Source organism: Nostoc sp. (assembly GCF_036917375.1).
Taxonomy (GTDB): domain Bacteria; phylum Cyanobacteriota; class Cyanobacteriia; order Cyanobacteriales; family Nostocaceae; genus Nostoc.
In genome coordinates this window covers 13,221-36,269 of the sequence record NZ_JBALDN010000051.1, presented here as the reverse complement: position 1 = coordinate 36,269, position 23,049 = coordinate 13,221, and the positions used below count along the sequence as shown (strand labels likewise).

Here is a 23,049-nt window from a genome sequence, read left to right as displayed (position 1 = left end):
TCTATTCTAGAAATAAGAGCATTTCGTAAATCGGCACTACCGAATTGATGCTCAGAAGTATATGTATAAGTATATACGCAAATATTGCAGTATAGGAATTACTGGTGATATCTAGTTTTAGGGCAGTGTAATGCAAACAAATTGGAGAATTGGGTCATTATTTGGAATTCCCCTGTTTTTAGACCCGTTATGGTTTGTGATTTTAGGGTTGGCAACCCTGAATTTTGGGGTAGCTTATCAGGAATGGGGGCCTGTTATAGCTTGGAGTGCTGGCATAGTTATGGCACTGCTGCTATTTGGTTCAGTCTTGTTACATGAATTAGGTCATAGCTTGGTAGCCCGATCGCAAGGTATTAGAGTTAATTCAATTACCCTATTTATGTTTGGCGGGATTGCTGCCATTGAAGAAGAATCTAAAACTCCTTTCAAAGCCTTTCAAGTTGCGATCGCTGGCCCTTTGGTAAGTATCATCTTATTTGTCCTGCTCCGTCTGGCAGCTTTTGTAATACCTGATACAAATCCCCTCAGTGTCATGGTTGGAGATTTGGCGAGAATTAACTTAGTAGTAGCTTTATTTAACCTGATTCCTGGACTACCTCTAGATGGGGGGCAAGTTTTAAAAGCAGCACTATGGCAAATCACAGGTAATCGTTTTCAAGCCGTACACTGGGCTGCAAGGGCTGGGCAAATATTGGGTTATGCTGCGATCGTTTTCGGATTTGTTGTAGATTTCGTCACTAGAGAGTTAGTACTTGGCTTGTGGATTGCGCTGTTGGGTTGGTTTGCTGTCCGCAACGCTAACACCTATGACAACATGACTACATTGCAAGAAAGTCTACTTAAGGTGGTGGCAGCCGATGCGATGACTCGTGACTTTCGCGTAATTGATGCCGATCAGACATTGCGTTCCTTTGCCGATTTATACCTCTTAGAAACCACTCCCTCACAAGTTTATTTTGCCGCTTCTGATGGACGTTACCGGGGTCTAGTTTCCATTGACGATTTCCGTTTAACCCAAAGGAGTGAATGGGAAACCGAAACTTTACACAGCATAGTGCGTCCACTGACAGAAATACCTACCGTTGCAGAATCAACAGCGATCGCTGAGGTAATTAACAAGCTAGAAAATGAGCAGTTACCGAGAATTACCGTCCTTTCTCCTGCTGGTGCTGTAGCTGGTGTAATAGATCGGGGAGATATTGTGCGATCGCTGGTACAAAAGTTAAATTTGCAGATAAGTGATGCTGAAATTAAGCGCATCAAGGAAGAAGGTAGCTATCCGCCTGGGTTGCAACTGGGAGTAATCGCGAAATCAGCTACAAATTAAACGTCACACCCTTGTCATAGGTTTGCAATAGATACGTCAAAAGCGTGTGTGATATTGAATATGGTATTTGGTTACAAAATGCTTTTTTTGGGTAAAAGGTAGGACTTCCTACCTTTTTTATTTTTCCAAGTATGGCATTAGAGACTTCCAACTAAAAAAATATCCTATCGCGGTGTAGGCAGGGGGGCAGGGAGCAGGGGGCAGGGGGAGAAAGAAAAATATTATCTGAGTAAATTGGATAATTTATTTTCTGGAAGTCCCTTACCAAACAGCCCATCGTAGACATCGCCTCAGATGATGGGAAATTATTAAAACTTCAAGTTTAAAGCGAGTAAAATGGAGGAACGTGATATACTACGTCTCTCACTTACCCTGGTTTTATGGCACTGCCAATTGTTGCAATTATCGGACGCCCGAATGTGGGCAAATCCACCCTGGTTAATCGACTCGCCGGGGAACAAACGGCGATTGTCCATGATGAACCGGGAGTGACACGCGATCGCACTTATCTACCAGCTTTCTGGAATGGTCGCGAATTTTTAGTGGTAGACACTGGTGGTTTAGTTTTTAATGATGATACCGAATTTTTACCACTGATTCGCCAACAGGCAATGACAGCCCTTGCAGAAGCGTGTGGCGCTATTTTTGTAGTCGATGGTCAAACAGGCCCCACATCGGCAGATTTAGAAATCGCCGAATGGATGCGCCAACAACCCGTACCTGTGCTACTAGCTGTAAATAAATGTGAATCGCCAGAACAAGGCTTAATGCAAGCTGCCGACTTTTGGGAATTGGGATTGGGCGAACCTTACCCCATCTCCGCGATTCATGGCAGTGGTACAGGGGAGTTACTCGACGAGTTAGTTAATCACATCCCTGCTATTGAAGACATCCCAGAGACGAATGAAATCAAAGTAGCAATTGTGGGACGCCCGAATGTGGGCAAATCGAGCTTACTCAACTCTTTTGTTGGCGAAGAAAGGGCAATTGTCAGCCCAATTTCCGGTACTACCCGCGATGCTATTGATACCGTCATTGAACGAGCCGGACAAACCTACCGCTTGATTGATACTGCCGGCATTCGTAAAAAGAAACATATCGAATACGGCACAGAATTCTTTAGTATTAACCGGGCTTTTAAAGCGATTCGTCGCGCTGACGTGGTTTTATTAGTAATAGACGCTGTAGATGGAGTCACCGAGCAAGACCAAAAATTAGCTGGGCGGATTATCGAAGAAGGTCGAGCTTGCATCATCGTCGTTAATAAGTGGGATGCCGTCGAAAAAGACTCTTACACAATCTACGACTACGAAAAAACTCTGCAATCACGGTTACATTTTACCGAATGGGCAGAAACAATTTTTGTAAGTGCCTTGTCAGGACAACGGGTCGAAAAGATTTTAGAATTGGTGAAAACGGCGGCTGAATCACACAAACGCCGTGTCAGTACATCAGTGATTAACGAAGTCTTAACAGATGCCGTCAGTTGGCATTCACCGCCGGCATCCCGTGGTGGGCGTCAAGGGAAGATTTATTATGGTACACAAGTAAGTAGCCAACCACCAACGATCGCCCTATTTGTCAACGACTCGAAACGCTTCAACGACAACTACCGCCGCTACATTGAACGCCAATTCCGGCAACAGCTAGGATTTAAAGGTACGCCAATTATCTTACTGTGGCGGAGCAAGAAAGTCCGTGATGCCGAAAGTGGTAATGTTAATAGAGCAACTCGCGTCAAAATAAGTTAGGAGACGCGATGAATCGCGTCTGTACAAGAAAGATGTGATTAATTGCGTCTGTACAAGAGTTATGAGTTAAAGCCAAAATTACTAACTACAGAACCCTATCGACTTGAGTTTGATAGCGGCACAAGGTAAAAGTTATGAGTTAAAGTCAAAACTCCTAACTCTTCATTTTTCACTCGTAACTCTAAAATGGATTTATTGCGATCGCTGCCACTTGGACTTTATTTAGAACAACCCCAAACTTGGCTGCATAAAATCGATCCGCGTGTCAAGTTCGCTTGGTTGATGAGCTTTTTAACAAGCTATGTTTTAGCCAACAACTTTTGGCGGGTGCTGCTGGTGGTAATTTTGATTATTGCCACTTTGATTGCCAGAATTCCTCGACGCGTATGGCAGCAGCAAATGGGTTGGCTATTAATGCTATCGTTTTTTGTGCTAGCGATCGCAGCCATCAGTCCTGATGGACTGGGTGTAGATTATCAGTCACGTCTGCCAGCTAATGAACAAATCTTAACCCAGCAAGCAAACTCTAATAATATTCAAGAGCCACCAGCCGAGAAAAAAGCATACAGCTACGTGCTATTTCACAAAGGCCCGGTTAAAGTAACTCGCTACTCCTTGAGTTTGGCGGTACGCCTAAGTACACTTATATTCACCGTTATTTACAGCACCAACCTCTATCTGCTGACAACCGCACCAGAAGAAATCACATCTGGCATAGAAAGCCTAATGCAACCCTTGCGACGCTTCAAGTTGCCCGTCACAGAAATTGCTTTAACTTTAACTTTGTCCTTGCGCTTCATTCCCTTAGTTTTAGAAGAAGTGCAAAACTTATTTCGCTCCGTGATGACAAGGGCAATTAATTGGAAAAAGCTGGGATTAAAAGGAGCATTCAAGGTTTGGATGACAGTCGCAGAGAGACTTTTGGAAAATCTGCTCTTACGAGCCGATCAAATGGCGAATGCCATGATGGTGCGGGGTTTTACCAGTCCCAATGAGCATCGAGTCCAGTGGCACGATTTACGATTAAAAGGTCGTGACTGGCTGGCGATCGCAACTTTAATATTATTCTGGGGAATACGACTAGCTATAGGAACTCAGGCGTAATTTTACATCGAGAAAATGGTAAAAGGTAATACAGCAGAATTCAAAAGTTAGAAGTAAAACATTAAATCGCAGTCAATACCAAAGACCGATTATTGTAGAGACGGCGATTCATCGCGTCTCCTGCCTTAACCGAACCGGATTGAGCTATAAGTAACGATATGGTAGGGTAAATTGAACAGTTATTCACCCATAAAATTGATCCCCTACCATTTCCTGTAGATTTTAGCTATTAACCAACGTCACGCGAACACTACAAACTAATCTCAATATTTTTGACCAAGTACCCTTATGAATCTCTGCACAATGCTCAGGTACAAATTGCACCACTGAAAATACTGGATAATCAATAGACCTTTTGCATAAATAAGACCTCTTGCAAAAGTGCTTTTTGCATTCTTGGGGAAAAGGGTAAAGGTTAAAGGGGAAGGGGACAATACAGAACTTTTTCCCCTTCCCCCTTCCCCTTTTCCCGACTTATGCAAGAAGTCTATAGTAGTTTTCTTTCCAGTACTCAATTTTGTGCCATTGAGCGCCAGTTGTGGCAGTATGGAAAGAAGTTGAAAAATTCGCCGTTGCCGTTGGGAACTTCAAAGGGTGTTTTTCCTTCCCACGTCGAACTTTCAACCAGAGGATCGGCAATATTTTGTGCCTTGTCCCTACAGATTGCTAAATTGAAGTCACCAAAGCAGATGGTGACATTTGACCAGCCTCTACTCTTTGAATCTACGCTTCGCGGCTTCTGTTGTACCATTGCGCTTCACTACCACTAGCTTCATCTGCCCATTAGGAACTAGATCGAGGTCTTCGTAACCGCAGCTTCGCATTTTAACCAAATATTCTGACGAATGTTGGTATTATCGTCTGAATGTTTGGAATTCACTGCGAAAAGATATATATACTTCCACCTTGACTACACCTTGACTCTTAAATGAATCCAGAAAACGCAGAAACTTACATAAACCATCCAACTTGGGGTTTACTCTACAAAATCTGTATGGTTGATGAGAACCAGGATTTGTTCACCACACTTTATGCCCAGCGCTTATTTTTTTTGGTGGCAAATGACGTTAAAGGTGTTAAATTCCAGTCTCTAGGACGTACTGAGGCGAGAATGATGTTGGAAAATCGCTTACGTACCCTGCGGCGCAGTGGGCATTCTCAGGAGTACGATCAGCTTCAGAGTGTTTTCCAGCGCACCTTCCAATGAACAGTTCGATTTCCGAACGTATTCTTTCCATTCGTTCCTCACTACCAACTTCAATCAAATTGATTGCTGTTAGCAAGCAAGTTTCTGCCCAGGCCATTCGGTCTGCATACAACGCAGGAATTCGTGATTTCGGGGAAAGTCGTATCCAAGAAGCTGCCAGTAAACAAGCCGAGTTGCAAGATTTACCGGATATTACCTGGCACTTTATTGGACATTTGCAAAGTAATAAAGCCAAAAAAGCCATTGAGCATTTCCCTTGGATTCACTCCGTGGATAATTTGAAGCTGGCACAGCGTTTAGACCAATTGGCGCAACAGCTAGGAGTGAGTCCCCAGGTTTGCCTGCAAGTGAAAATTCTCCCCGATCCCAACAAGTCTGGTTGGAGTGTGCCAGAACTTTTGGCTGATTTACCCACACTCAATTCTTACAAAAATTTACAAATTCAAGGTTTGATGACAATTCCGCCTTCAGGATTAAATGATTCTGAAATTCTCAGTGTGTTTAATCGCAATCGTGAGCTAGCCAAAGAAATCCAAGAGCAAAACTGGTCGCATATTAAAATGCAGCACCTATCTATGGGTATGTCAGGCGACTACGAACTGGCAGTGCAAGCAGGCGCAACGATGGTACGATTAGGAACCATATTGTTTGGCGATCGCTCTTAGCCGATTAATCATCAGTCTTGCAGGGCAGTATTAATAGAAGCTAAGGATTTGATGACAAGAATTTTGTAACAGACTGGTGCAATCGGAAACAAAGGATATAGTATTGACAAGAGCAATCGCCAAGGCAAAATGGGGTATAAAGAAGTGTCCTTCGGATAAACCATAGGATATAATCTTTACTCATTATTATGTTTAGGCGATGCACAGACCTTTCCAATAAGTGTCAGTTCATCGCCAAAACTCGTAGTATGGGCTACAACTAGCAATACAGTTGCTGAAGTATCCACCGATGTAGCGAACGCTCCTATTTCAACTAATCCTCAGCCAAGTCAAGACAGGCTATTCGCACCAGGAGAGTACACACACAATGAACAACATTTTTTCCAAACTCAGAGACTTTGTGGGTCTAAATGAGCAAGTAGAATACGAGTATTACGAAGAAGAACCAGAGACAGATAATAATAATAATTACCAAAATCTGTATCAGCAAGAAAATCCCCAACCAGCGCCACAAGAGAGTCCAGCCGCTCAAAATCGACGCTGGCGGGAACCAGTGCCTACAATGGGAGATGATATGACAGCAGGTTCAAAGCCAATGGGGAATGTGATTGGTATGCCAGGAGCAATTAACGGAATTTCGGAAGTTTTGGTACTCGAACCACGCACCTTTGAAGAAATGCCCCAGGCAATTCAAGCGTTGCGCGAACGCAAGTCAGTGGTATTAAATCTGACAATCATGGACCCAGATCAAGCTCAACGAGCAGTAGATTTTGTTGCAGGTGGTACTTACGCACTAGATGGACATCAAGAACGCATCGGTGAGAGCATCTTTTTGTTTACACCAAGTTGTGTCCAAGTTAGCACCCAAGGTGGCGTTCTTCATGAAGTACCACAACCACCAGTACGTCCCTCTCGTCCGACAACAGGTACTCCAAATCAAACCTGGGGCAACGAAACTAACCGGATGGCACAATAAAGCTAAATTAGTATTTAGTCCTTTGTCCTTTGTCCTTTGTCATTTGTCCTGGGTTTTGCTCATGGTGACAAATGACAAACGATTAATGACTAATGACCAATGACTAATGACTAATGACTAATGACTAAAAAATTTGGCTTAATTGGTGGTGGGGTAATGGGAGAAGCGCTCTTATCCCGCCTTATCGCGCGTGGAATTTATCAATCATCAGAAGTCATAGTTAGCGAACCGCTATCTTCACGCCTAGATTTTTTAAAGCAGCAATACGGTGTTGCTGTAACGACAGATAATAGCCAGGTTTTCACCGAAGCAAAAGAAGTTCTATTTTTGGCAGTGAAACCGCAGGTGTTTAGCGCGATCGCCCAAGAATTAGCAGATATTGATATTCTTAATAGAGAACACTCACCTCTAATCATTTCTATTTTGGCGGGTGTGCCCTTAAGTCAGCTAGAAGCTGCATTTGTGCAATTGCCAGTGATTAGAGCAATGCCCAACACCCCGGCCACAGTGGGAGCGGGAGTTACCGCGATTTGTTCAGGTGCATATACCAATGTCAAGCATTACCAAATAGCACAGCAAGTTTTTTCTGCTGTGGGTGAAGTTGTGGAAGTTTCAGAAGGGCTGATGGATGCAGTGACAGGGCTATCTGGTAGCGGCCCCGCTTACGTGGCGCTCATGGTAGAAGCACTTGCAGATGGCGGAGTAGCCGCAGGTTTACCTAGAGCAATTGCCAATCAACTAGCCTTGCAAACCGTACTGGGAACAGCAAAACTGTTGCAAGAAACCAAAATACACCCAGCAGAACTCAAAGATCGCGTTACTAGTCCCGGCGGTACAACCATTGCGGGGATTGCCAAGCTAGAACAGGCAGGATTTCGTTCCGCTTTAATTGAAGCAGTCAAAGCTGCCACAGAGCGATCGCAAGAGCTGGGAAAATGAGACACTAGGGAATGGGGCATAGGGCATAGGGCATAGAAGAGATGAAAGGGATAAAGAAGCAGGGGAGCAGGGGAGCAGAGGAGCAGGGGAGCAGGGGAGAAGTAGCAGTAAGCCTTTCCCCTCTGCCCCTCCGCCCCTCTGCCCCTCTGCCTCTTCTGCCCCATGCCCAATGCCCAATCTCTAACGAAGTTGACAAAAGACTCGTTAGTATAGTAAACAATCTGGTTGCAAATGTGATTGAGTGAATTATCCTGCACCGTCTCCAGAACTTGACTTAGGGTTTATATTTCCCTTTGAACTGGATCAGTTTCAAAAAGAAGCGATCGCGTCCCTGAACGCTGGGCGCTCCGTAGTTGTATGTGCCCCCACAGGTTCGGGCAAAACATTAGTCGGAGAATACGCCATTTATCGCGCCCTAGCGCGAGGAAAACGCGTATTTTATACTACTCCCCTGAAGGCGCTGTCGAATCAAAAATTACGTGACTTTCGAGAAAAATTCGGGTTCGATCGAGTCGGGCTGTTAACTGGAGATGCTTCCATTAACAGAGATGCACCGATTTTGGTGATGACCACAGAAATTTTCCGAAATATGCTCTATGGCACACCCATTGGGCAAATCGGCATCTCATTAGTAGACGTTGAAGCGGTGATACTTGATGAGTGCCACTACATGAACGATCGCCAGCGCGGTACAGTTTGGGAAGAATCAATCATCTATTGTCCTCGTGAAGTGCAACTGGCAGCCCTCTCAGCAACGGTTGCCAATAGCGATCAACTCACCGATTGGCTAAATCGCGTTCACGGCCCAACTGACCTGATTTACTCCGATTTTCGCCCAGTTCCCTTAGAATTTCACTTTTGCAATCCTAAAGGGCTATTCCCCCTGCTGAATGATAGCAAAACCAAAATTAACCCCAGACTTCAAAAGAAAAAAGGGAAAGGGGGAGAAAGGGATAGGGGCAGAAATGGTAGGCCTGAAGCTCCAGGTATAATTTTTCTCCTTAGCCAATTAGAGCAACGGGATATGCTACCAGCAATTTACTTTATCTTCAGCCGCCGGGGATGTGATAAAGCGGTGGCGGAAGTGGGTGATTTATGGCTGGTAAATAATGAAGAGTCCCAAATTTTACGGCAACAGATTGATGACTTTTTAGCCCGCAATCCCGAAGCAGGACGTTCTGGACAAATTGCCCCCCTGTACCGAGGAATTGCTGCTCACCACGCTGGGATTTTACCTGCTTGGAAAGCACTGGTAGAAGAACTATTTCAGCAAGGGCTGATTAAAGTCGTATTTGCCACCGAGACACTAGCGGCGGGAATTAATATGCCCGCCCGGACAACGGTAATTTCTACCCTTTCCAAACGGACTGACACCGGACACCGCCTGTTAAACGCTTCCGAATTCTTACAAATGGCGGGACGAGCAGGCCGCCGGGGGATGGATAAACAAGGTCATGTGGTGACAGTCCAAACTCCCTTTGAAGGAGCCAAAGAAGCGGCGTATTTGGGAACATCCAAGCCAGACCCTCTAGTAAGCCAGTTTACGCCTAGTTACGGCATGGTACTCAACTTGCTGCAAACCCACACCCTAGAGCAAACCAGGGAACTGATAGAGCGCAGTTTTGGGCAATACATGGCGACCTTGCATTTACGGCCAGAATACGATGAGATTGCCGAGTTGCAAACACAATTAGCTCAATTACATGAGCAAATTGCCGCAGTTGATGAAAATGAACTGGCTATTTATGAAAAATTGCGGCAACGCCTGAAGGTGGAACGCCAGATATTGAAAACCTTGCAAGAGCAAGCACAAGAAGACCGCCAAGAAGAATTGGTGATGATGTTGGGCTTTGCAGTGTCAGGGACTCTGTTGAGTCTCAAGGGCAAAAATATCATGGTGTCTTCACCCGTAACGGCAGTTTTAGTGGGTAAATCACCTGGTTCTGGTCAAGCTCCTTACTTGGTATGCTTGGGGCACGATAATCGCTGGTATGTGGCAACCACAGGAGATGTAGTTGATTTGTATGCCGAACTACCGCGAATTGAAGTGCCGCCTAATGTACTACCACCGCCAGAGATGCCTTTGAAGCCAGGACAATCGCGCCGTGGTAACGAAGAAAGCTTTGCGATCGCTGTGCGTATTCCCAATCCGATAGAATCTTTGCATCTAGCACCAGAAGTAGCAGAACAACTCAGTCGCACTACCGCCGTCCAAGAGCAATTAGAAGCTCATCCCCTACATCAATCAGGCAATGCGGCAACGCTTTTCAAGCGCCGCGCCCGCTATGTCGAACTAGAAGCTGAACTCGAACAGTTGCAAGGGCAAGTAGAGCAACAGTCACAACGTCATTGGGAAGAGTTTCTGAATTTAATCGCAATTCTGCAACACTTTGGCGCTTTAGATAACTTAGTCCCCACACAATTAGGGCGAATTGCTGCCGCCATTCGAGGCGAGAATGAATTATGGCTAGGTTTAGTATTCGCTAGTGGCGAATTGGATAACTTAGATCCGCATCATTTAGCCGCCGCCGCCGCCGCTTTAGTGATGGAAACGCCCCGTCCAGATAGCAAGGTTAACTTTGACCTCAGTAATGAAGTTGCAGAAGCCTTGGCAAAATTGCGGGGAATCCGCCGCCAAATGTTCCAACTACAACGGCGTTATAATGTGGCGTTGCCTATCTGGTTGGAATTTGAGTTAATTGCCATAGTGGAACAATGGGCGCTAGGAATGGAGTGGATAGAACTCTGCGAAAACACCACTTTGGATGAAGGCGATGTGGTGAGAATTTTACGGCGGACGTTGGATTTGTTATCACAGATACCCCACGTTCCCCATTTGCCAGATTCTTTCCAACGCAATGCCTATCGAGCGATGCAGTTGATTGATAGATTCCCTGTGAATGAGGTGGTTGAATAAATAGAATGCTCTGACGCACACAGAGTATTTGATAATTTATCTGCGTATTTTTCTCTTAGGACTTAGGGAAAATTAGATGTTGTTGGGGCAATTCATGAATTGCCCCAACAAGGAATTTAAATGTTACCCAAATAATAGTGGTACGTAGTTAAAAATGCCTTTTTGGTTTTGTATATCTTCTATACGTGATTAATCACTTGTATCTAACAAAACTTATAGTCGCTATCAGCGCTATTGAATGTTAGTAGACCAAGTTTCCAGTACCGCGCAACTGACGCAAAGAATTTACACATAATGGACAGTCGCAGCCAAATACCTTAATTGCCGCATCGCTTTCCTCTTCAGTAAAGTTCAACATGGCGACATTCTGATCTGATACTGATGTAACAATGGTTGAGGAACGTCCAGATGAGGTATAGGGTTTCTTTCTCTCTGAATCTCGAATGCACACAAAATCGTTTCCACCATGTGGGTTAGTGATACAGGTACGACCGTCTTGTGTGTGCATCAATCGCTGTGTAATACTACCACTTGCATGAGCAGGATGGAATGTCACTAGCGTAGACATCATCGACACAAAGATTGAGGAACTGGAAAGCAAATTCAGAAGAATTTTTTTGTTCATAGATTTCCTTGAGAAAATTGTCTATTAGCTTAGGGTATTCCATTAACTTTCAAACTTCAAGTGAATTTTCCCTAAGAATAGCTAGATAGACACTTGTTGCTCAGGAAAGTTCCATATCTACCTAGTTCGATCGCAATTATTTGTTACAGCATAATTCAGCAATCAAACATACTCGATGTCTAGCTTTGAGAGGCAATTAGAGTACTTCAGCAAATTTAAATCCGCTAATATTCCCAAGAGGGTGATTGTTCGCTTGATGTAAGTATAAGAGCTTAATTAAATTAAAGCTCGTAATTAGCGGACGTAACCCTCTAAATTCTTATACAGAGCGATAAATCACTCACTACGAACAAAAGTTACATTTGAGATTGTTTTATATAATTCAGAACCACTATTGCTATCTTTACAAGTTTATAAATTTTAATTTTAATCCAAAGATAATACATATATTTAGCAATATTTTTGAGATAGATTCTCGTTCTTAAAATATCAACTTGTAAAAATTTCTTTTTTTCATTACATTTGTAAAAAGGCTCATATATCAACTAATTTACTAGCCTGCATAGAAAAATGAAGCAGAAAGTACATTCGGAATCTTCAGATTGTTGCAGTTGTGGACATGACCATCACGAGAATCATAACCATGTTCATAATCACAATCATGATGAGAATCATAACCATGACCACAATCACGAACACGGTGGAGAATTCAATCTCAAAAATGAGATATTGCCTTTGGTAGGAATTTTAAGTTTATATGCACCTGGTGTAATTTTTGAAAATCAATTACACAATACATTCTACTCAATAGGAGAATATCTGCTTTTCATTCCTGCTTATTTATTAAGCGGATGGAGTGTATTAAAAACTGCTGGGCGTAATATACTTAGAGGCAGAATATTTGATGAAACCTTTTTAATGACAGTCGCGACATTAGGAGCGATCGCAATTCATAAATTACCTGAAGCTGTCGGGGTAATGTTATTTTACAAAATTGGAGAATTGTTCCAAGATGTTGCTGTCAGTCGTTCCCGTAATTCCATCAAAGCATTATTGGAAGTCCGCCCAGATTATGCAAATATCCAAATAGATGGAGAACTCAAGAAAGTATCGCCAGAAACAGTAAATATTGGGGATATTATCGTTGTAAAGCCTGGGGAAAAGATTCCCTTAGATGGCGAAATTATCGATGGTAATTCACAAGTTGATACATCTGCATTAACTGGAGAATCTGTACCACGAACGGTGAAACTGGGAGAGGCAGTTTTGGCTGGGACGATTAATAAAATAGGTGTTCTCACTATTAAAGTAACAAAACTATTTGATGAATCTTCCATTGCTAAGATTTTAGATTTGGTGCAAAATGCCAAAAGTAAAAAAGCAGAAACAGAAAAGTTTATTACTGTATTTGCCCGATATTATACGCCCATCGTAGTTTTTACATCTCTAGCAGTTGCAATATTACCTCCGTTATTCATTTCGGGTGCAACTTCTTCCGAATGGGTTTATCGCGCCCTAATTTTACTAGTTATCTCCTGTCCGTGTGGACTCGTTATCAGTATTCCCTTAGGTTACTTTGGAGGTGTGGGAGGTGCAGCCAGACGTGGGATTTTGGTTAAAGGCTCTACTTTTTTAGATACTTTAAATGCAGTTAATACAGTTGTTTTTGATAAAACTGGAACATTGACCAAAGGTGTATTTCAAGTAGCTAAGATAGTACCATTAAATGGTTGGAATGAGCAAGAATTGCTGCAATTAGCTGCCAAAGTAGAATCACACTCAAATCATCCCATTGCTCAATCGATACACAAGGCTTATGGTGGAAAAATAGATGAATTTGAAGTGAGAGATTATGAAGAGATAGCAGGTTATGGAATTAGAGCCAAGATTGAAAATAAGATAGTGATAGCGGGAAGCGATCGCCTATTACATAGAGAGAAGATTTATCACGATAATTGCCAGTTAGAGGGAACAGTGATTCACCTAGCAGTAGATAATATTTACGCTGGATATATTGTGATTGCTGATGAACTTAAAGAAGATGCGAGACTTGCTATTCAAGCACTCAAGCGAATGGGTGTAGAGAGAACAGTCATGTTGACAGGAGATAATCAAGCGATCGCTTCCCAAATTGCTCAACAGCTTGGCATACATACCTACGAAGCAGAGTTATTACCTGAAGAAAAAGTTAATGCCATTGAAAAGTTACTCAGCACCGCAGGCAAGCATGGTAAAGTTGCTTTTGTTGGAGATGGGATTAATGATGCACCAGTGATTGCTAGAGCTGATGTTGGTATAGCAATGGGTGGGTTAGGCTCAGATGCAGCTATAGAAACTGCTGATATTGTGATTATGACAGATGCACCCTCAAAAGTGGCAGAAGCAATACAAATCGCCAGAAAAACCCGTAGAATTGTTTGGCAGAATATTGGGTTTGCGTTAGCAATTAAAGGTGTATTCATTGGATTGGGTATTTTTGGTATAGCAACAATGTGGGAAGCTGTCTTTGCTGATGTTGGAGTAGCAATGCTAGCAATTTTAAATGCAACTAGAGCGATGAAATAAATTTATTGGGAAATCGGGAATTCATAATTGGAAAATTGTAGTAGTTAAACTATGAGCGCTTTTCACTCATATTCTGCTACCCAATAATAGAACCTATGAATTCATCAATCAAAGGGATTGCTATAGCTACTTTAGCTTTACTACTAAACTATTCAGCAAACTCAGCCTTTGCACTACCGCAGAAAATCAATCATCCAATTACTGTTGCTAAATCGCAACCCTCAAAAGATACCTTGATTATTCCTGGGGAAAGAGTTGGCCCGATAACACGCACAACCACCAAGCAGGATTTAGTCAAACTATTTGGTGCATCCCATCTTGTTGATAAAACTATTTCTGGTGCTGAAGGAATCGGTAGTTTTGCAGCTACTCAGGTAAATCTAAATCAGGGGCGATCGCTCTTAGTCGTTTGGAGTGATAATACTCGTACCAAACCTTTAGATGTGCGTAACCTGGGTTGGGCTTGGAAAACCCGCGAAGGTATTGGAGTAGGAACCCCTTTGAGCGAGTTACGTAAAAAATTAGGTAATTTTAAACTCTATGGATTGGGTTGGGATTACGGCGGCACGATTTTGTTAGATAGTAGTAAATTATCTCATTATCAAGGCAAAATCATTTTCCGAGTAGACGCTGCTCCCAATGCTTCTGAGAAATATCCCAATGACTACCAAGCAGTGTCAGGGGATGGTACTTTTTCCTCCAGCGATCGCCATTGGAAACCTTTAGGAATTAGGCTAGCAGAAATTATCGTTGTATTGAATTCAAGTGAGTAGTGGTATGTTAAACATCAGTTTAGCTTTCTGAAAGTATTACAAATAATGAAAAAAACTCACTCTTGCTGGTTGCTCATTGGTTTTCATAAATATTACGTTGTAACCAATATCTTAAACCTGCGTAAATAATGGCATTTTTACAGTGCGATCGCAACAAAAACTAGACGCACTTCAGGCAGAATTTGACATCCGCAGCGAGAAGTTAAAGCAGATGAAGAAAGCTTTGGCTATTGAGGCTGGTACGGCAGTCAAGTTTCAATTAGAACATCAAGTTCTTGATGAAGAGGCAAAACTAGCATATCTTAACGATGAACTTGATAAACTTGATTCTGCATTACAATCATGAGACTTATGTAAATATACAGTTATTTGGTACATGAAAATCAGGATTTACTCATCTAGAAACACGAAAAATAGAGATATTCAGTTAATTGGTGTTTGTTTATACTATTTCATTTTTTTGTAGTCGTTATACTCATAACTTAGGTTCTACCTGGGAATTAGGAAGTGGCTTATGCCACTTCTTTTTATTTATCTAGTAATCGAGTAAAAAAGTAATTTTGTTAAACTTTTAATTTTTATTAATCGTTATATCATTTCGGAAAATATTTGCTAGACATACATTGGTAGGGGCGTATAAATGTACGCCCCTACAACGATTCATTTGTTACAATGATTGTTGACAATAATTATGATATCGCGTGTGTTTAATTGGCCAAGCAGTCTGACGGAATTTTGGTCATATAGACATGATGTTAGTCATTACTCATTGTATCTTGCCATCTCTCGCGCCTGGGCTTGCTCTCCACATCGCGCGATCGCATTTCTTGCCAAGTCCCCCACATTAGGGATTGCTGTTTTTCAACATGGTTAATAAACTGCATAATTGAGTAATCTGCTTTGATGGGAGTTTTCAAATCAAACTGAATTGTTTGAAGAATCTTGATATCACCCATCAGAAAGTACTTAGCCGCGATCTTAGTCAGCCATAGCACAACTCGATTGCATAACCAACCAAAAATTCCTTTACGTTTTTTAGTCATCAACAGAACTTGACCTTCAGTTTTTCCTCCTTCGTAGAGGCGAACTGCAACCATCATGTGGATATGAAAGAAATCAGGGCCAAGTGTCACAATGCCAATGCTACCGTACCAATAGCAAATACTGTAAGTTATGACATTTTTATAGAAAAGACGGATGAGCTTAATCAAAAAGAAATTGTCTTTGATGGGTGTAGTGTTACTGAAAATAATTGCATTTTCGTTAAGTTCCTGTCTTTCAAAAATAATTTCTAGTGGCAATTTGTGAACTGTATTGAGGTGTTGAGCATCAATCGCATTAATCATCACCACATTGGGGTGACAGTTCAGCAAGAAGTGGGAATGGATGGCGATATCACACTCTTTTTGCTCTAACTCTGGAACAAAAGGTAGAGGTTGTTGTGGTATTTCTCCAGTCCAAACCCAAATCATCCCATATTTTTCAGCAGTGGGCCAAGTTTGTAATTTTAGGGAAGGTGGTACATCTAAACATGGGATATCAATACACATCCCCTCAGCATCAAACTTCCAGTGGTGGAAAAAACAACGTAGTGCATTACCCTCAACTTTGCCTTCAGCAAGGTGAGCGCCCATGTGTGGACAGTAGGCATCTAAGGTAACTACTCTTTTATCTTTCCCACGGTAAATTACTAATTCTCTACCCAAAATCGTGACAGGTTTTACTTCACCCACCCGCAGATTTTGAGAGGGTATTACCCAATACCATCCCTCAATAAAACGCTCTGGATTATTGAAAATTTTAGGTTTACGGATTGAGCTAAAAGTCTGCGAGTTGAGATTCATTTGTATAGTTTCACTTGAAGTGAAGCAGTTGATCTAGAAATAACATGGGAACTTCAAAAAAACAGTTACTTTCAGTACCATGAGAAACAGCTACCCAATAAATAGATAAAATTCATCAGGTAAAATCTTGAAAAAATATTATAAAAAATGTCAAAATTAGGTCAATTTAATATCAGCTAAATTCTTAATGGATATTTAGAATAAATATTTGAAAATTTACAATTTAGTAAAATCTCTAATTAGATAAAAACTTCCAACACTAATGCTAATATTTCACTTAACTCTCAAACCACTTGATATTTAGCAAAATATGTAATAATAATTACAAGAGTCGGGAAAATCTACCATGTTAACTCAAGATAAAAAACTGCTTTTAATTGGTCAGGTAACAGATTTAACTGGAATACCCATCAGGACAATTCGTTATTACGAGAGTTTAGGTTTAATCAATTCATTAAGACGAACCGAGGGAGGCTTTCGCCAGTTTTCATTGGATGTGCTGACTCGTCTAGCATTTATTAAAAGGGCACAAAATCTTGGTCTTAGCCTAGAAGAGATTGGAAATATTCTTCAGGTTTATGACCAAGGGCAAACTCCCTGTGGTGAAATCAAAGAAAAGCTTGAAGATAAAGTTTTGCAGATCGATCGCCAAATCGATCAGCTGTTAACTTTGCGCTCTGAAATCAAGGGATTACTTTCAGGCTGGAAGAATATCAGCGATCATCATGAGAAAACAATTTGTCCGATTATTCAAAACACCTCTCAGGACTGACACTAATCAGGAATCACGACTTTTATAGAGAAGAAACCACCACAACTCTAGTCCAATTAAAGCTAAACCTGCGATCGCAACACCAACTTTCAAGCTCAAAGGTTGCTCAATACTATGAAATTGGCTGTTTTGCTCTGGTGAATGGGCTGGCATTTCTGCTAATGCTACGCCTGATGTTGCAGTGAGAAACACTATAGCTATCAGGCTTCCGCAAAGTATTTTTTTTCTGAACATTTCTTAAATTCCCGTGCAATTATGAGCTAATTTTTGGTTGAAAGTTACGCAATCTGAGGGCATTGCTAACAACAGACAGCGAAGAAAGAGCCATCGCACCTCCGGCGATAATTGGATTGAGTAACCAACCAAAAATGGGGAACAAAATTCCTGCCGCAATAGGAATACCAATGACGTTGTAAATAAAGGCAAAGAAGAGATTTTGCTTGATATTGTTGATGGTGGCGCGGCTGAGTTGAATAGCTGTGACAATTCCTTGCAAATCTCCAGAAATTAGGGTGATATCGCTAGCTGCGATCGCCACATCTGTTCCCGTCCCAATCGCAATTCCTACATCAGCCTGTGCTAAGGCTGGGGCATCATTTATACCATCGCCTACCATTGCGACAATTTTAGATTTTGGATTTTGGATTTGGGATTTGGAAAATTTATTTATCTCCCCTTGCAAAGATTGGATAATCGCCGCTTTCTGATCTGGACGCACTTCGGCAAAGATTCGCTGGATGCCAACTTGTCTTGCGATCGCATCAGCAGTTTTACGATTGTCTCCGGTAAGCATTACTACTTCTAAACCTAATTTCTGTAAGGCTTTCACCACTGCTGCTGATGAAGGTTTTAGGGCATCGGCAATACCCATTATTCCTTGTAGTTCGCCATCTACAGCAATCAAAATAACTGTTTTACCAGCCGCTTCCCAGGCATCTTTATATTGCTGAAGAGTGATGGTGTTAATTCCAAGTTCGGTTAACCAACGTTGTGTACCAATTTGCACAAGCTGATTTGAAACAACTGCTTGGACACCACTACCTGCGTTAGCTACGAAGTTTTTTGCATCTATTAAACTTACTTCTTGAGACTGGGCGTATTTTACCACCGCTTCAGCTAAAGGATGCTCAGAATTGCGTTCTACCGTTGCTGCTAACTGTAAAAGCTGGATTTCATTACCATTAGCCGTGCCGTTGACTGTTACAAAGTCTGTAACTGTCGGTTTACCCTGAGTCAAAGTGCCAGTTTTATCTAGAACGATGGTTTGAATTTTGTGTGCTAGTTCTAAGCTATCCGCACCCTTAATCAAAATGCCATTTTCTGCACCTTTGCCCGTCCCCACCATTACAGAAGTGGGAGTAGCTAAACCCAAAGCACAAGGACAAGCGATAATCAATACACCCACCGTTGTCATTGTGGCTAGGGTAAGGTTGCCAGTGAAATTAAACCAAATGATGAAAGTGGCGATCGCAACGGCAATCACAGCTGGTACAAACCATCCTGTAACTCGATCTGCCAAGCGCTGAATGGGTGCTTTAGAACCTTGGGCTTGTTGCACTAATTTGACAATTTGAGCCAAAAATGTATCATTTCCAACTCGTGTCACCCGAAACTGAAATGCACCCGCACCGTTAATCGTCGCCCCAATCACCTCATCTCCTGGCTGCTTTTTGACTGGCAAACTTTCACCCGTCACCATCGCTTCGTCTACTGTCGAAGCGCCTGCAATCACCTCGCCATCTACCGGAATCTTTTCACCAGGACGCACCAAAATCACATCGTTGATTCTGACTTCGGCGATGGGAACATCAATTTCCTTACCATCACGGATAACTCTGGCATCTCTAGCTTGCAATCCGATGAGTTTGCGGATGGCTTCAGAAGTTTGTCCCCTAGCGCGATTTTCTAACAACCGCCCCAATAAAATTAAGGTAATGACAATGGCGGCAACTTCATAATAAATATGAGGTATCAAGCCCTGAGCAATAAAAAATTTCGGGAAAATGGTGACAAACAAAGAATATAGATACGCTGCATTTGTACCCAAAGCAATTAACGTGTCCATCGTCGCCGTATTCCGCTTGAGGGATTTCCAGCCATTGCGGTAAAAAGATCCACCACACCAGAACACGACGGGGGTTGTCAGCACTAACTGCATCCAAGGATTTTGCAGGAAGCTGGGAATTAAGGGTAAGTTCAGCCCAGTCATCATGGGCAACGACCCCAAAAGTAGGAAAATGCTGATTACACCTCCCACCACTACCTTGAGGAAGAGTTGGCGTTGTAATGCTTGCCTACTCGCAATCTCTGCATCATCTTCTTCGGAAAGCAATTCTTCCTGGAGTGAGTCAGAAGAGTATCCCGCAGCTGCGATCGCACCTTGGATTTTCTCTAAATTCGCTAGAGAGCGATCGTATTTGATGGTAGCTTGCTCTGCTCCAAAGTTAACGTTGCAGTCAATTACCCCAGAAACAGAGCGAATTGCCTTTTCGATATTGTTGGCGCAAGCGGCGCAACTCATGCCTCGAAGTTTGAGTGTGAGAGTATCCATAACTAGATGAACCCCTGTGATTGGTGGGAGAGGAGCGTGAAGGAGGCAGGAGGCAGAAGAATTTTAGATTTTAGATTTTGGATTAAACAATCTAAAATCCAAAATCACAAATCCAAAATTGAGGGGGCAGGAGGCAGGAGGTAAGAGGTAAGAGGTAAGAGGTAGGAGGCAGGTATATTATCTGTTGCTCTCACTCCGTTTAATTTCAAGCCACCAAATCATACATTTTGGTAGGGGACTTAAACCACAAGCTCGCTGCGATCGCGGCAGGAAGCTCCAGAGAATTATTCCTCCTGCCTCCTACCTCTGCCTCCTGCCTTTCTAAAAATTAAGCAACTGGATAACCCGCAGCAGCTAATGCTTCCTTAATTGCTGTTTCTGATGCTTGAGTTTCAACACTGACAAGCTTGGTTGTTGGATCGGCCTGAACGCTAGCATTGGCATCGACTGCCTGAAGTGTTTTGGTGATGGTGCTTGCACAAGCAGAACAAGCCATGTTGGGAACTGTGAGTTGGAGAGTCATAGATTTACGGGATAAAATGAACAACTTAGCCAGATCGGGCTGGATGATTAAGACGTATCCCTCACACATTAGAAATAACTGGAAAGAGAGCCGCCTTGAATTTATCCTAGACTCTCTAGCCGGCTGGAGAGTCTAGAGATTTTTAAAAGTTTTTCGTTAAACTTCAAATTTCTTTACAACCTTGGTTTGACTGAGTAAGCGTTGCCCATCAAAAATACAACGTACTACAAAACACTTGTCATCCGATGAAACTGTGTGTTATTAAGGCTATATAACCACATTAGTCAGAATTAACCTGTTGTTTTGCCCACAGTTCTGGAAAAATGACCTTCTGCACTAATTGAGACGCGGCTGCTGAACCAAGTCTCCTCCTCTCTTCACAACAAAGGGTCTTCTTTAAGACCTTATTTGGAGTTTTCATGCAGCCAAAAAATCTCAAACGTCTCCTGCGTGCTTTAGAGCGGCAAGGTTTAGATGTCACTTATAACAATCGCACTTATTCAGTTCGTTTAGTTAATTCTCCTGATGCCCCTATAGCGGAAGTGTTGCTGCCAGAAGACTTCCCCGTAGAAGCTAAGGCACTGAAGCAGTTAGCCAATTTAGCAAGCGTCCGTCACCCGTCAGGTGGATGCGTTTGTCGTGCCTGTGCTACGCCTGACTTTCACCCAGGTGATGCGGGTGTTGCCATTGGTTCAGTCGTAGAAACTGTCGGTCAAGTCATTCCTGGTGCTGTCGGTTCTGACATCAATTGTGGGATGCGCCTGCATGTTGTTGATTTGACAATTGAGGAATTCCTGGCAAAGCGCGACCAATTCGTAGAACGGATGAAGGGGGATTACTTCTTCGGTACGCGTGATGTGACGATGACTGCTCAAGCAATGCGATCGCTATTTCAGTACGGAGTTCCCGGTTGGTTGGATGCCATGCTAGATAAGCCTACGGGGAGTGTAGTTAAATCTGATTTACAACAACTTGCCCAAGAGAGCGAACGCATTTTCTTAGGTGGTTCAATGGATGGTCACTGGAAACTTGCACCTGAAGAATTGGTTCCCGATGCTGGATTAGTACGCGATGGCGGACTGGCAACCATTGGCGGCGGCAATCATTTTGTCGAAGTGCAACGGATTGATAAAGTCGAAAATCGCCCACTTGCCCACGCTTGGGGAGTGCGCGAGGGACAGCTAGCTTTTATGATTCACTCTGGTTCTCGAAACGTGGGTAAGTATATTGGGGGAATGTGGCGAGATAAAGCTAAGGCGACTTGGCAAAAAGGTCTGAAGTACCCTGATTCTCAGATTTTTCCTCTCTCTACTTATTCTCACCCTGAACTAGTTGCCAGTTACCTGCAAGCTGAGGCCACTGCTGCTAACTACGCTTTTGTCAATCGCCTGTTGTTAGCAGAATTGCTACGTCTGCGTTTGCGGGAAGTATACAAAGATGTGGAAGCACCTCTAGTTTATGACTTGCCCCATAACATCACCTTAGCAGAAGGTCAGGGATGGGTAACACGCAAGGGCGCTTGTCCTGCCCATATAGGACAACCAGTGATTATCCCTGGTTCAATGGGTGCTTATTCTTATCTGATGGTGGGTAGAGGCAATACAGCATTTTGTAATTCAGCGTCACATGGGGCGGGAAGAATTCGTTCTCGCTTCGATCTCAGTCGCAAAGGTGCATCTCAAAGTGAGACAGAACTGGGATTAACTGGAGTAGACTGCATCACCCTGCGTGAAGAACGCCGAATTGAGGAAGCACCTGCTGCCTACAAACCGATTCAGTCTGTGATTGATGTGCAAGTTGAAGCAGAAATGGTAGACGTTGTGGCGCGGTTGAGTCCGGTGTTGACGTTTAAGGCGTAGCTGCCAAATAAAAAGCCCCTGGTAAACACCAGGGGTATCCATCTTTATTCCCTCATTTAGAATCGCATCTATGAAGCTATAGTAAATCCGTATTAATGCAATAATTGCATATTGGCGATGATTATTTTGCAATTTGCGAGTTAGATTAGGAATTTACTTAGTTTCATCGATGAGAGCGATGTCTACGCATACGCTTTTTTGTCAAATTAGGCAATAGTTCTAATTGTTTGTATACCTTCTGAGTACAATCTTCATTCAAAACATGGGATTGTGTTCATTATCCCAACACTTGCGATCGCTCCAATTTCTGCCAGTATGTTCGCATTCAGATGCATTATCTATCCAAGGAATCGATGTAGAGTGATACGAGTTTCCAATGGAAGCGAATAAGCTAGCACTGAATAAGGGTAATAATAAAGATAAAATTATTAATGTACAAATCGGTAGAGTGATTAAATATGCAGTAAGCAGTACAATGTTGCTATGAGTCAAAATAAATGTACCTATTTTCTTGTTTTTTTGACGAGTTTTTAAGCTGGTTCTTGAATTCGAGAAATGCATAATGCAACCCTATTAATACCAGTTTATATAACAATCACATTTGATTTTTAAAAGCCAAGTTAACTGAGAGCAAGCCGGATCGGGTTTTGC

The 23,049-nt window shown here is 42.5% G+C and carries 19 protein-coding genes; 13 read left to right on the top strand and 6 right to left on the bottom strand.

Annotated elements, in window-relative coordinates; translation table 11 throughout:
- Positions 1 to 130 precede the first annotated feature (130 nt).
- The 3 genes from V7K45_RS13585 (at position 131) to V7K45_RS13575 (ending at position 4,182) form a co-directional block, all read left to right on the top strand.
- Positions 131 to 1,327 (top strand): site-2 protease family protein, encoded by a 1,197-nt coding sequence (locus tag V7K45_RS13585; protein WP_335004156.1) that lies wholly within the window; start codon positions 131 to 133, stop codon positions 1,325 to 1,327.
- Positions 1,328 to 1,707: 380 nt separating this feature from the next.
- A complete protein-coding gene (gene der, locus V7K45_RS13580) occupies positions 1,708 to 3,078 on the top strand; it encodes a ribosome biogenesis GTPase Der (RefSeq protein ID WP_335004153.1) in 1,371 nt (456 codons plus the stop codon).
- A gap of 186 nt (positions 3,079 to 3,264) precedes the next feature.
- A complete protein-coding gene (locus tag V7K45_RS13575) occupies positions 3,265 to 4,182 on the top strand; it encodes an energy-coupling factor transporter transmembrane component T family protein (protein WP_335004151.1) in 918 nt (305 codons plus the stop codon).
- Positions 4,183 to 4,693: 511 nt separating this feature from the next.
- Here the strand turns inward: V7K45_RS13575 and V7K45_RS13570 are convergent.
- On the bottom strand, positions 4,694 to 4,933 hold the full coding sequence (locus tag V7K45_RS13570; RefSeq protein WP_335004149.1) for a hypothetical protein: 240 nt from the start codon (positions 4,931 to 4,933) through the stop codon (positions 4,694 to 4,696).
- 177 nt (positions 4,934 to 5,110) lie between these two features.
- On the opposite strand from V7K45_RS13570, the gene pipX reads away from it, so the two are divergent.
- The 5 genes from pipX (at position 5,111) to V7K45_RS13545 (ending at position 10,886) form a co-directional block, all read left to right on the top strand.
- The gene (gene pipX, locus V7K45_RS13565) at positions 5,111 to 5,389 is read left to right on the top strand and encodes a transcriptional coactivator PipX (RefSeq protein ID WP_069068710.1); all 279 of its coding nucleotides are present in this window, start codon (positions 5,111 to 5,113) and stop codon (positions 5,387 to 5,389) included.
- Positions 5,386 to 6,054 (top strand): YggS family pyridoxal phosphate-dependent enzyme, encoded by a 669-nt coding sequence (locus V7K45_RS13560; protein WP_335004147.1) that lies wholly within the window; start codon positions 5,386 to 5,388, stop codon positions 6,052 to 6,054. The genes pipX and V7K45_RS13560 overlap by 4 nt, the downstream gene beginning before the upstream one ends.
- Positions 6,055 to 6,421: 367 nt before the next feature.
- The gene (locus V7K45_RS13555) at positions 6,422 to 7,030 is read left to right on the top strand and encodes a cell division protein SepF (protein WP_334842184.1); all 609 of its coding nucleotides are present in this window, start codon (positions 6,422 to 6,424) and stop codon (positions 7,028 to 7,030) included.
- 120 nt (positions 7,031 to 7,150) lie between these two features.
- Positions 7,151 to 7,969, top strand: a complete 819-nt coding sequence (proC, locus tag V7K45_RS13550; protein WP_335004145.1) for a pyrroline-5-carboxylate reductase — start codon at positions 7,151 to 7,153, stop codon at positions 7,967 to 7,969.
- A gap of 241 nt (positions 7,970 to 8,210) precedes the next feature.
- Entirely contained in the window at positions 8,211 to 10,886 is a 2,676-nt protein-coding gene (locus V7K45_RS13545) for a DEAD/DEAH box helicase (protein WP_335004142.1), read from the top strand.
- Positions 10,887 to 11,127: 241 nt separating this feature from the next.
- Here the strand turns inward: V7K45_RS13545 and V7K45_RS13540 are convergent, their stop codons facing one another.
- Positions 11,128 to 11,511, bottom strand: coding sequence for a hypothetical protein (locus tag V7K45_RS13540; protein WP_335004140.1), 384 nt, complete (start codon positions 11,509 to 11,511; stop codon positions 11,128 to 11,130).
- A 570-nt stretch (positions 11,512 to 12,081) separates the two neighbouring features.
- On the opposite strand from V7K45_RS13540, the gene V7K45_RS13535 reads away from it, so the two are divergent.
- The 3 genes from V7K45_RS13535 (at position 12,082) to V7K45_RS13525 (ending at position 15,195) form a co-directional block, all read left to right on the top strand.
- Complete coding sequence (locus V7K45_RS13535; protein ID WP_335004138.1) at positions 12,082 to 14,076, top strand: heavy metal translocating P-type ATPase; 1,995 nt, start codon at positions 12,082 to 12,084, stop codon at positions 14,074 to 14,076.
- A 95-nt stretch (positions 14,077 to 14,171) separates the two neighbouring features.
- Positions 14,172 to 14,849, top strand: coding sequence for a hypothetical protein (locus V7K45_RS13530; protein WP_335004136.1), 678 nt, complete (start codon positions 14,172 to 14,174; stop codon positions 14,847 to 14,849).
- Between the two features lie 142 nt (positions 14,850 to 14,991).
- Entirely contained in the window at positions 14,992 to 15,195 is a 204-nt protein-coding gene (locus tag V7K45_RS13525; protein ID WP_335004134.1) for a hypothetical protein, read from the top strand.
- Between the two features lie 409 nt (positions 15,196 to 15,604).
- Here V7K45_RS13525 and V7K45_RS13520 read toward each other — a convergent pair whose 3' ends face one another.
- Positions 15,605 to 16,693 carry an aromatic ring-hydroxylating dioxygenase subunit alpha gene (locus tag V7K45_RS13520; protein ID WP_335004132.1) on the bottom strand — a complete coding sequence of 363 codons (1,089 nt, stop codon included), beginning with the start codon at positions 16,691 to 16,693 and terminating at the stop codon, positions 15,605 to 15,607.
- A 346-nt stretch (positions 16,694 to 17,039) separates the two neighbouring features.
- Here V7K45_RS13520 and V7K45_RS13515 point away from each other — a divergent pair, with 346 nt between their 5' ends.
- Complete coding sequence (locus V7K45_RS13515) at positions 17,040 to 17,465, top strand: heavy metal-responsive transcriptional regulator (RefSeq protein ID WP_334716486.1); 426 nt, start codon at positions 17,040 to 17,042, stop codon at positions 17,463 to 17,465.
- A gap of 6 nt (positions 17,466 to 17,471) precedes the next feature.
- On the opposite strand, the gene V7K45_RS13510 is transcribed toward V7K45_RS13515, so the two are convergent.
- From V7K45_RS13510 to V7K45_RS13500, 3 genes are all read right to left on the bottom strand, one after another.
- Positions 17,472 to 17,699, bottom strand: a complete 228-nt coding sequence (locus V7K45_RS13510; protein ID WP_335004131.1) for a hypothetical protein — start codon at positions 17,697 to 17,699, stop codon at positions 17,472 to 17,474.
- A 19-nt stretch (positions 17,700 to 17,718) separates the two neighbouring features.
- Complete coding sequence (locus tag V7K45_RS13505; protein ID WP_335004129.1) at positions 17,719 to 20,016, bottom strand: heavy metal translocating P-type ATPase; 2,298 nt, start codon at positions 20,014 to 20,016, stop codon at positions 17,719 to 17,721.
- 328 nt (positions 20,017 to 20,344) lie between these two features.
- Positions 20,345 to 20,539, bottom strand: coding sequence for a heavy-metal-associated domain-containing protein (locus V7K45_RS13500; protein WP_094350009.1), 195 nt, complete (start codon positions 20,537 to 20,539; stop codon positions 20,345 to 20,347).
- 419 nt (positions 20,540 to 20,958) lie between these two features.
- Here V7K45_RS13500 and V7K45_RS13495 point away from each other — a divergent pair, with 419 nt between their 5' ends.
- On the top strand, positions 20,959 to 22,398 hold the full coding sequence (locus tag V7K45_RS13495) for an RtcB family protein (protein WP_335004127.1): 1,440 nt from the start codon (positions 20,959 to 20,961) through the stop codon (positions 22,396 to 22,398).
- Positions 22,399 to 23,049: the final 651 nt, after the last annotated feature.

Coding starts and splice junctions, on each gene's coding strand:
- V7K45_RS13570 (WP_335004149.1), bottom strand. CDS start 4,933: ATGGTACAACAGAAGCCGCGAAGCGTAGATTCAAAGAGTAGAGGCTGG.
- V7K45_RS13560 (WP_335004147.1), top strand. CDS start 5,386: ATGAACAGTTCGATTTCCGAACGTATTCTTTCCATTCGTTCCTCACTA.
- V7K45_RS13500 (WP_094350009.1), bottom strand. CDS start 20,539: ATGACTCTCCAACTCACAGTTCCCAACATGGCTTGTTCTGCTTGTGCA.
- proC (WP_335004145.1), top strand. CDS start 7,151: ATGACTAAAAAATTTGGCTTAATTGGTGGTGGGGTAATGGGAGAAGCG.
- V7K45_RS13555 (WP_334842184.1), top strand. CDS start 6,422: ATGAACAACATTTTTTCCAAACTCAGAGACTTTGTGGGTCTAAATGAG.
- pipX (WP_069068710.1), top strand. CDS start 5,111: ATGAATCCAGAAAACGCAGAAACTTACATAAACCATCCAACTTGGGGT.
- V7K45_RS13515 (WP_334716486.1), top strand. CDS start 17,040: ATGTTAACTCAAGATAAAAAACTGCTTTTAATTGGTCAGGTAACAGAT.
- V7K45_RS13530 (WP_335004136.1), top strand. CDS start 14,172: ATGAATTCATCAATCAAAGGGATTGCTATAGCTACTTTAGCTTTACTA.
- V7K45_RS13495 (WP_335004127.1), top strand. CDS start 20,959: ATGCAGCCAAAAAATCTCAAACGTCTCCTGCGTGCTTTAGAGCGGCAA.
- V7K45_RS13520 (WP_335004132.1), bottom strand. CDS start 16,693: ATGAATCTCAACTCGCAGACTTTTAGCTCAATCCGTAAACCTAAAATT.
- V7K45_RS13540 (WP_335004140.1), bottom strand. CDS start 11,511: ATGAACAAAAAAATTCTTCTGAATTTGCTTTCCAGTTCCTCAATCTTT.
- V7K45_RS13585 (WP_335004156.1), top strand. CDS start 131: ATGCAAACAAATTGGAGAATTGGGTCATTATTTGGAATTCCCCTGTTT.
- V7K45_RS13575 (WP_335004151.1), top strand. CDS start 3,265: ATGGATTTATTGCGATCGCTGCCACTTGGACTTTATTTAGAACAACCC.
- V7K45_RS13505 (WP_335004129.1), bottom strand. CDS start 20,016: ATGGATACTCTCACACTCAAACTTCGAGGCATGAGTTGCGCCGCTTGC.
- V7K45_RS13510 (WP_335004131.1), bottom strand. CDS start 17,699: ATGTTCAGAAAAAAAATACTTTGCGGAAGCCTGATAGCTATAGTGTTT.
- V7K45_RS13535 (WP_335004138.1), top strand. CDS start 12,082: ATGAAGCAGAAAGTACATTCGGAATCTTCAGATTGTTGCAGTTGTGGA.
- der (WP_335004153.1), top strand. CDS start 1,708: ATGGCACTGCCAATTGTTGCAATTATCGGACGCCCGAATGTGGGCAAA.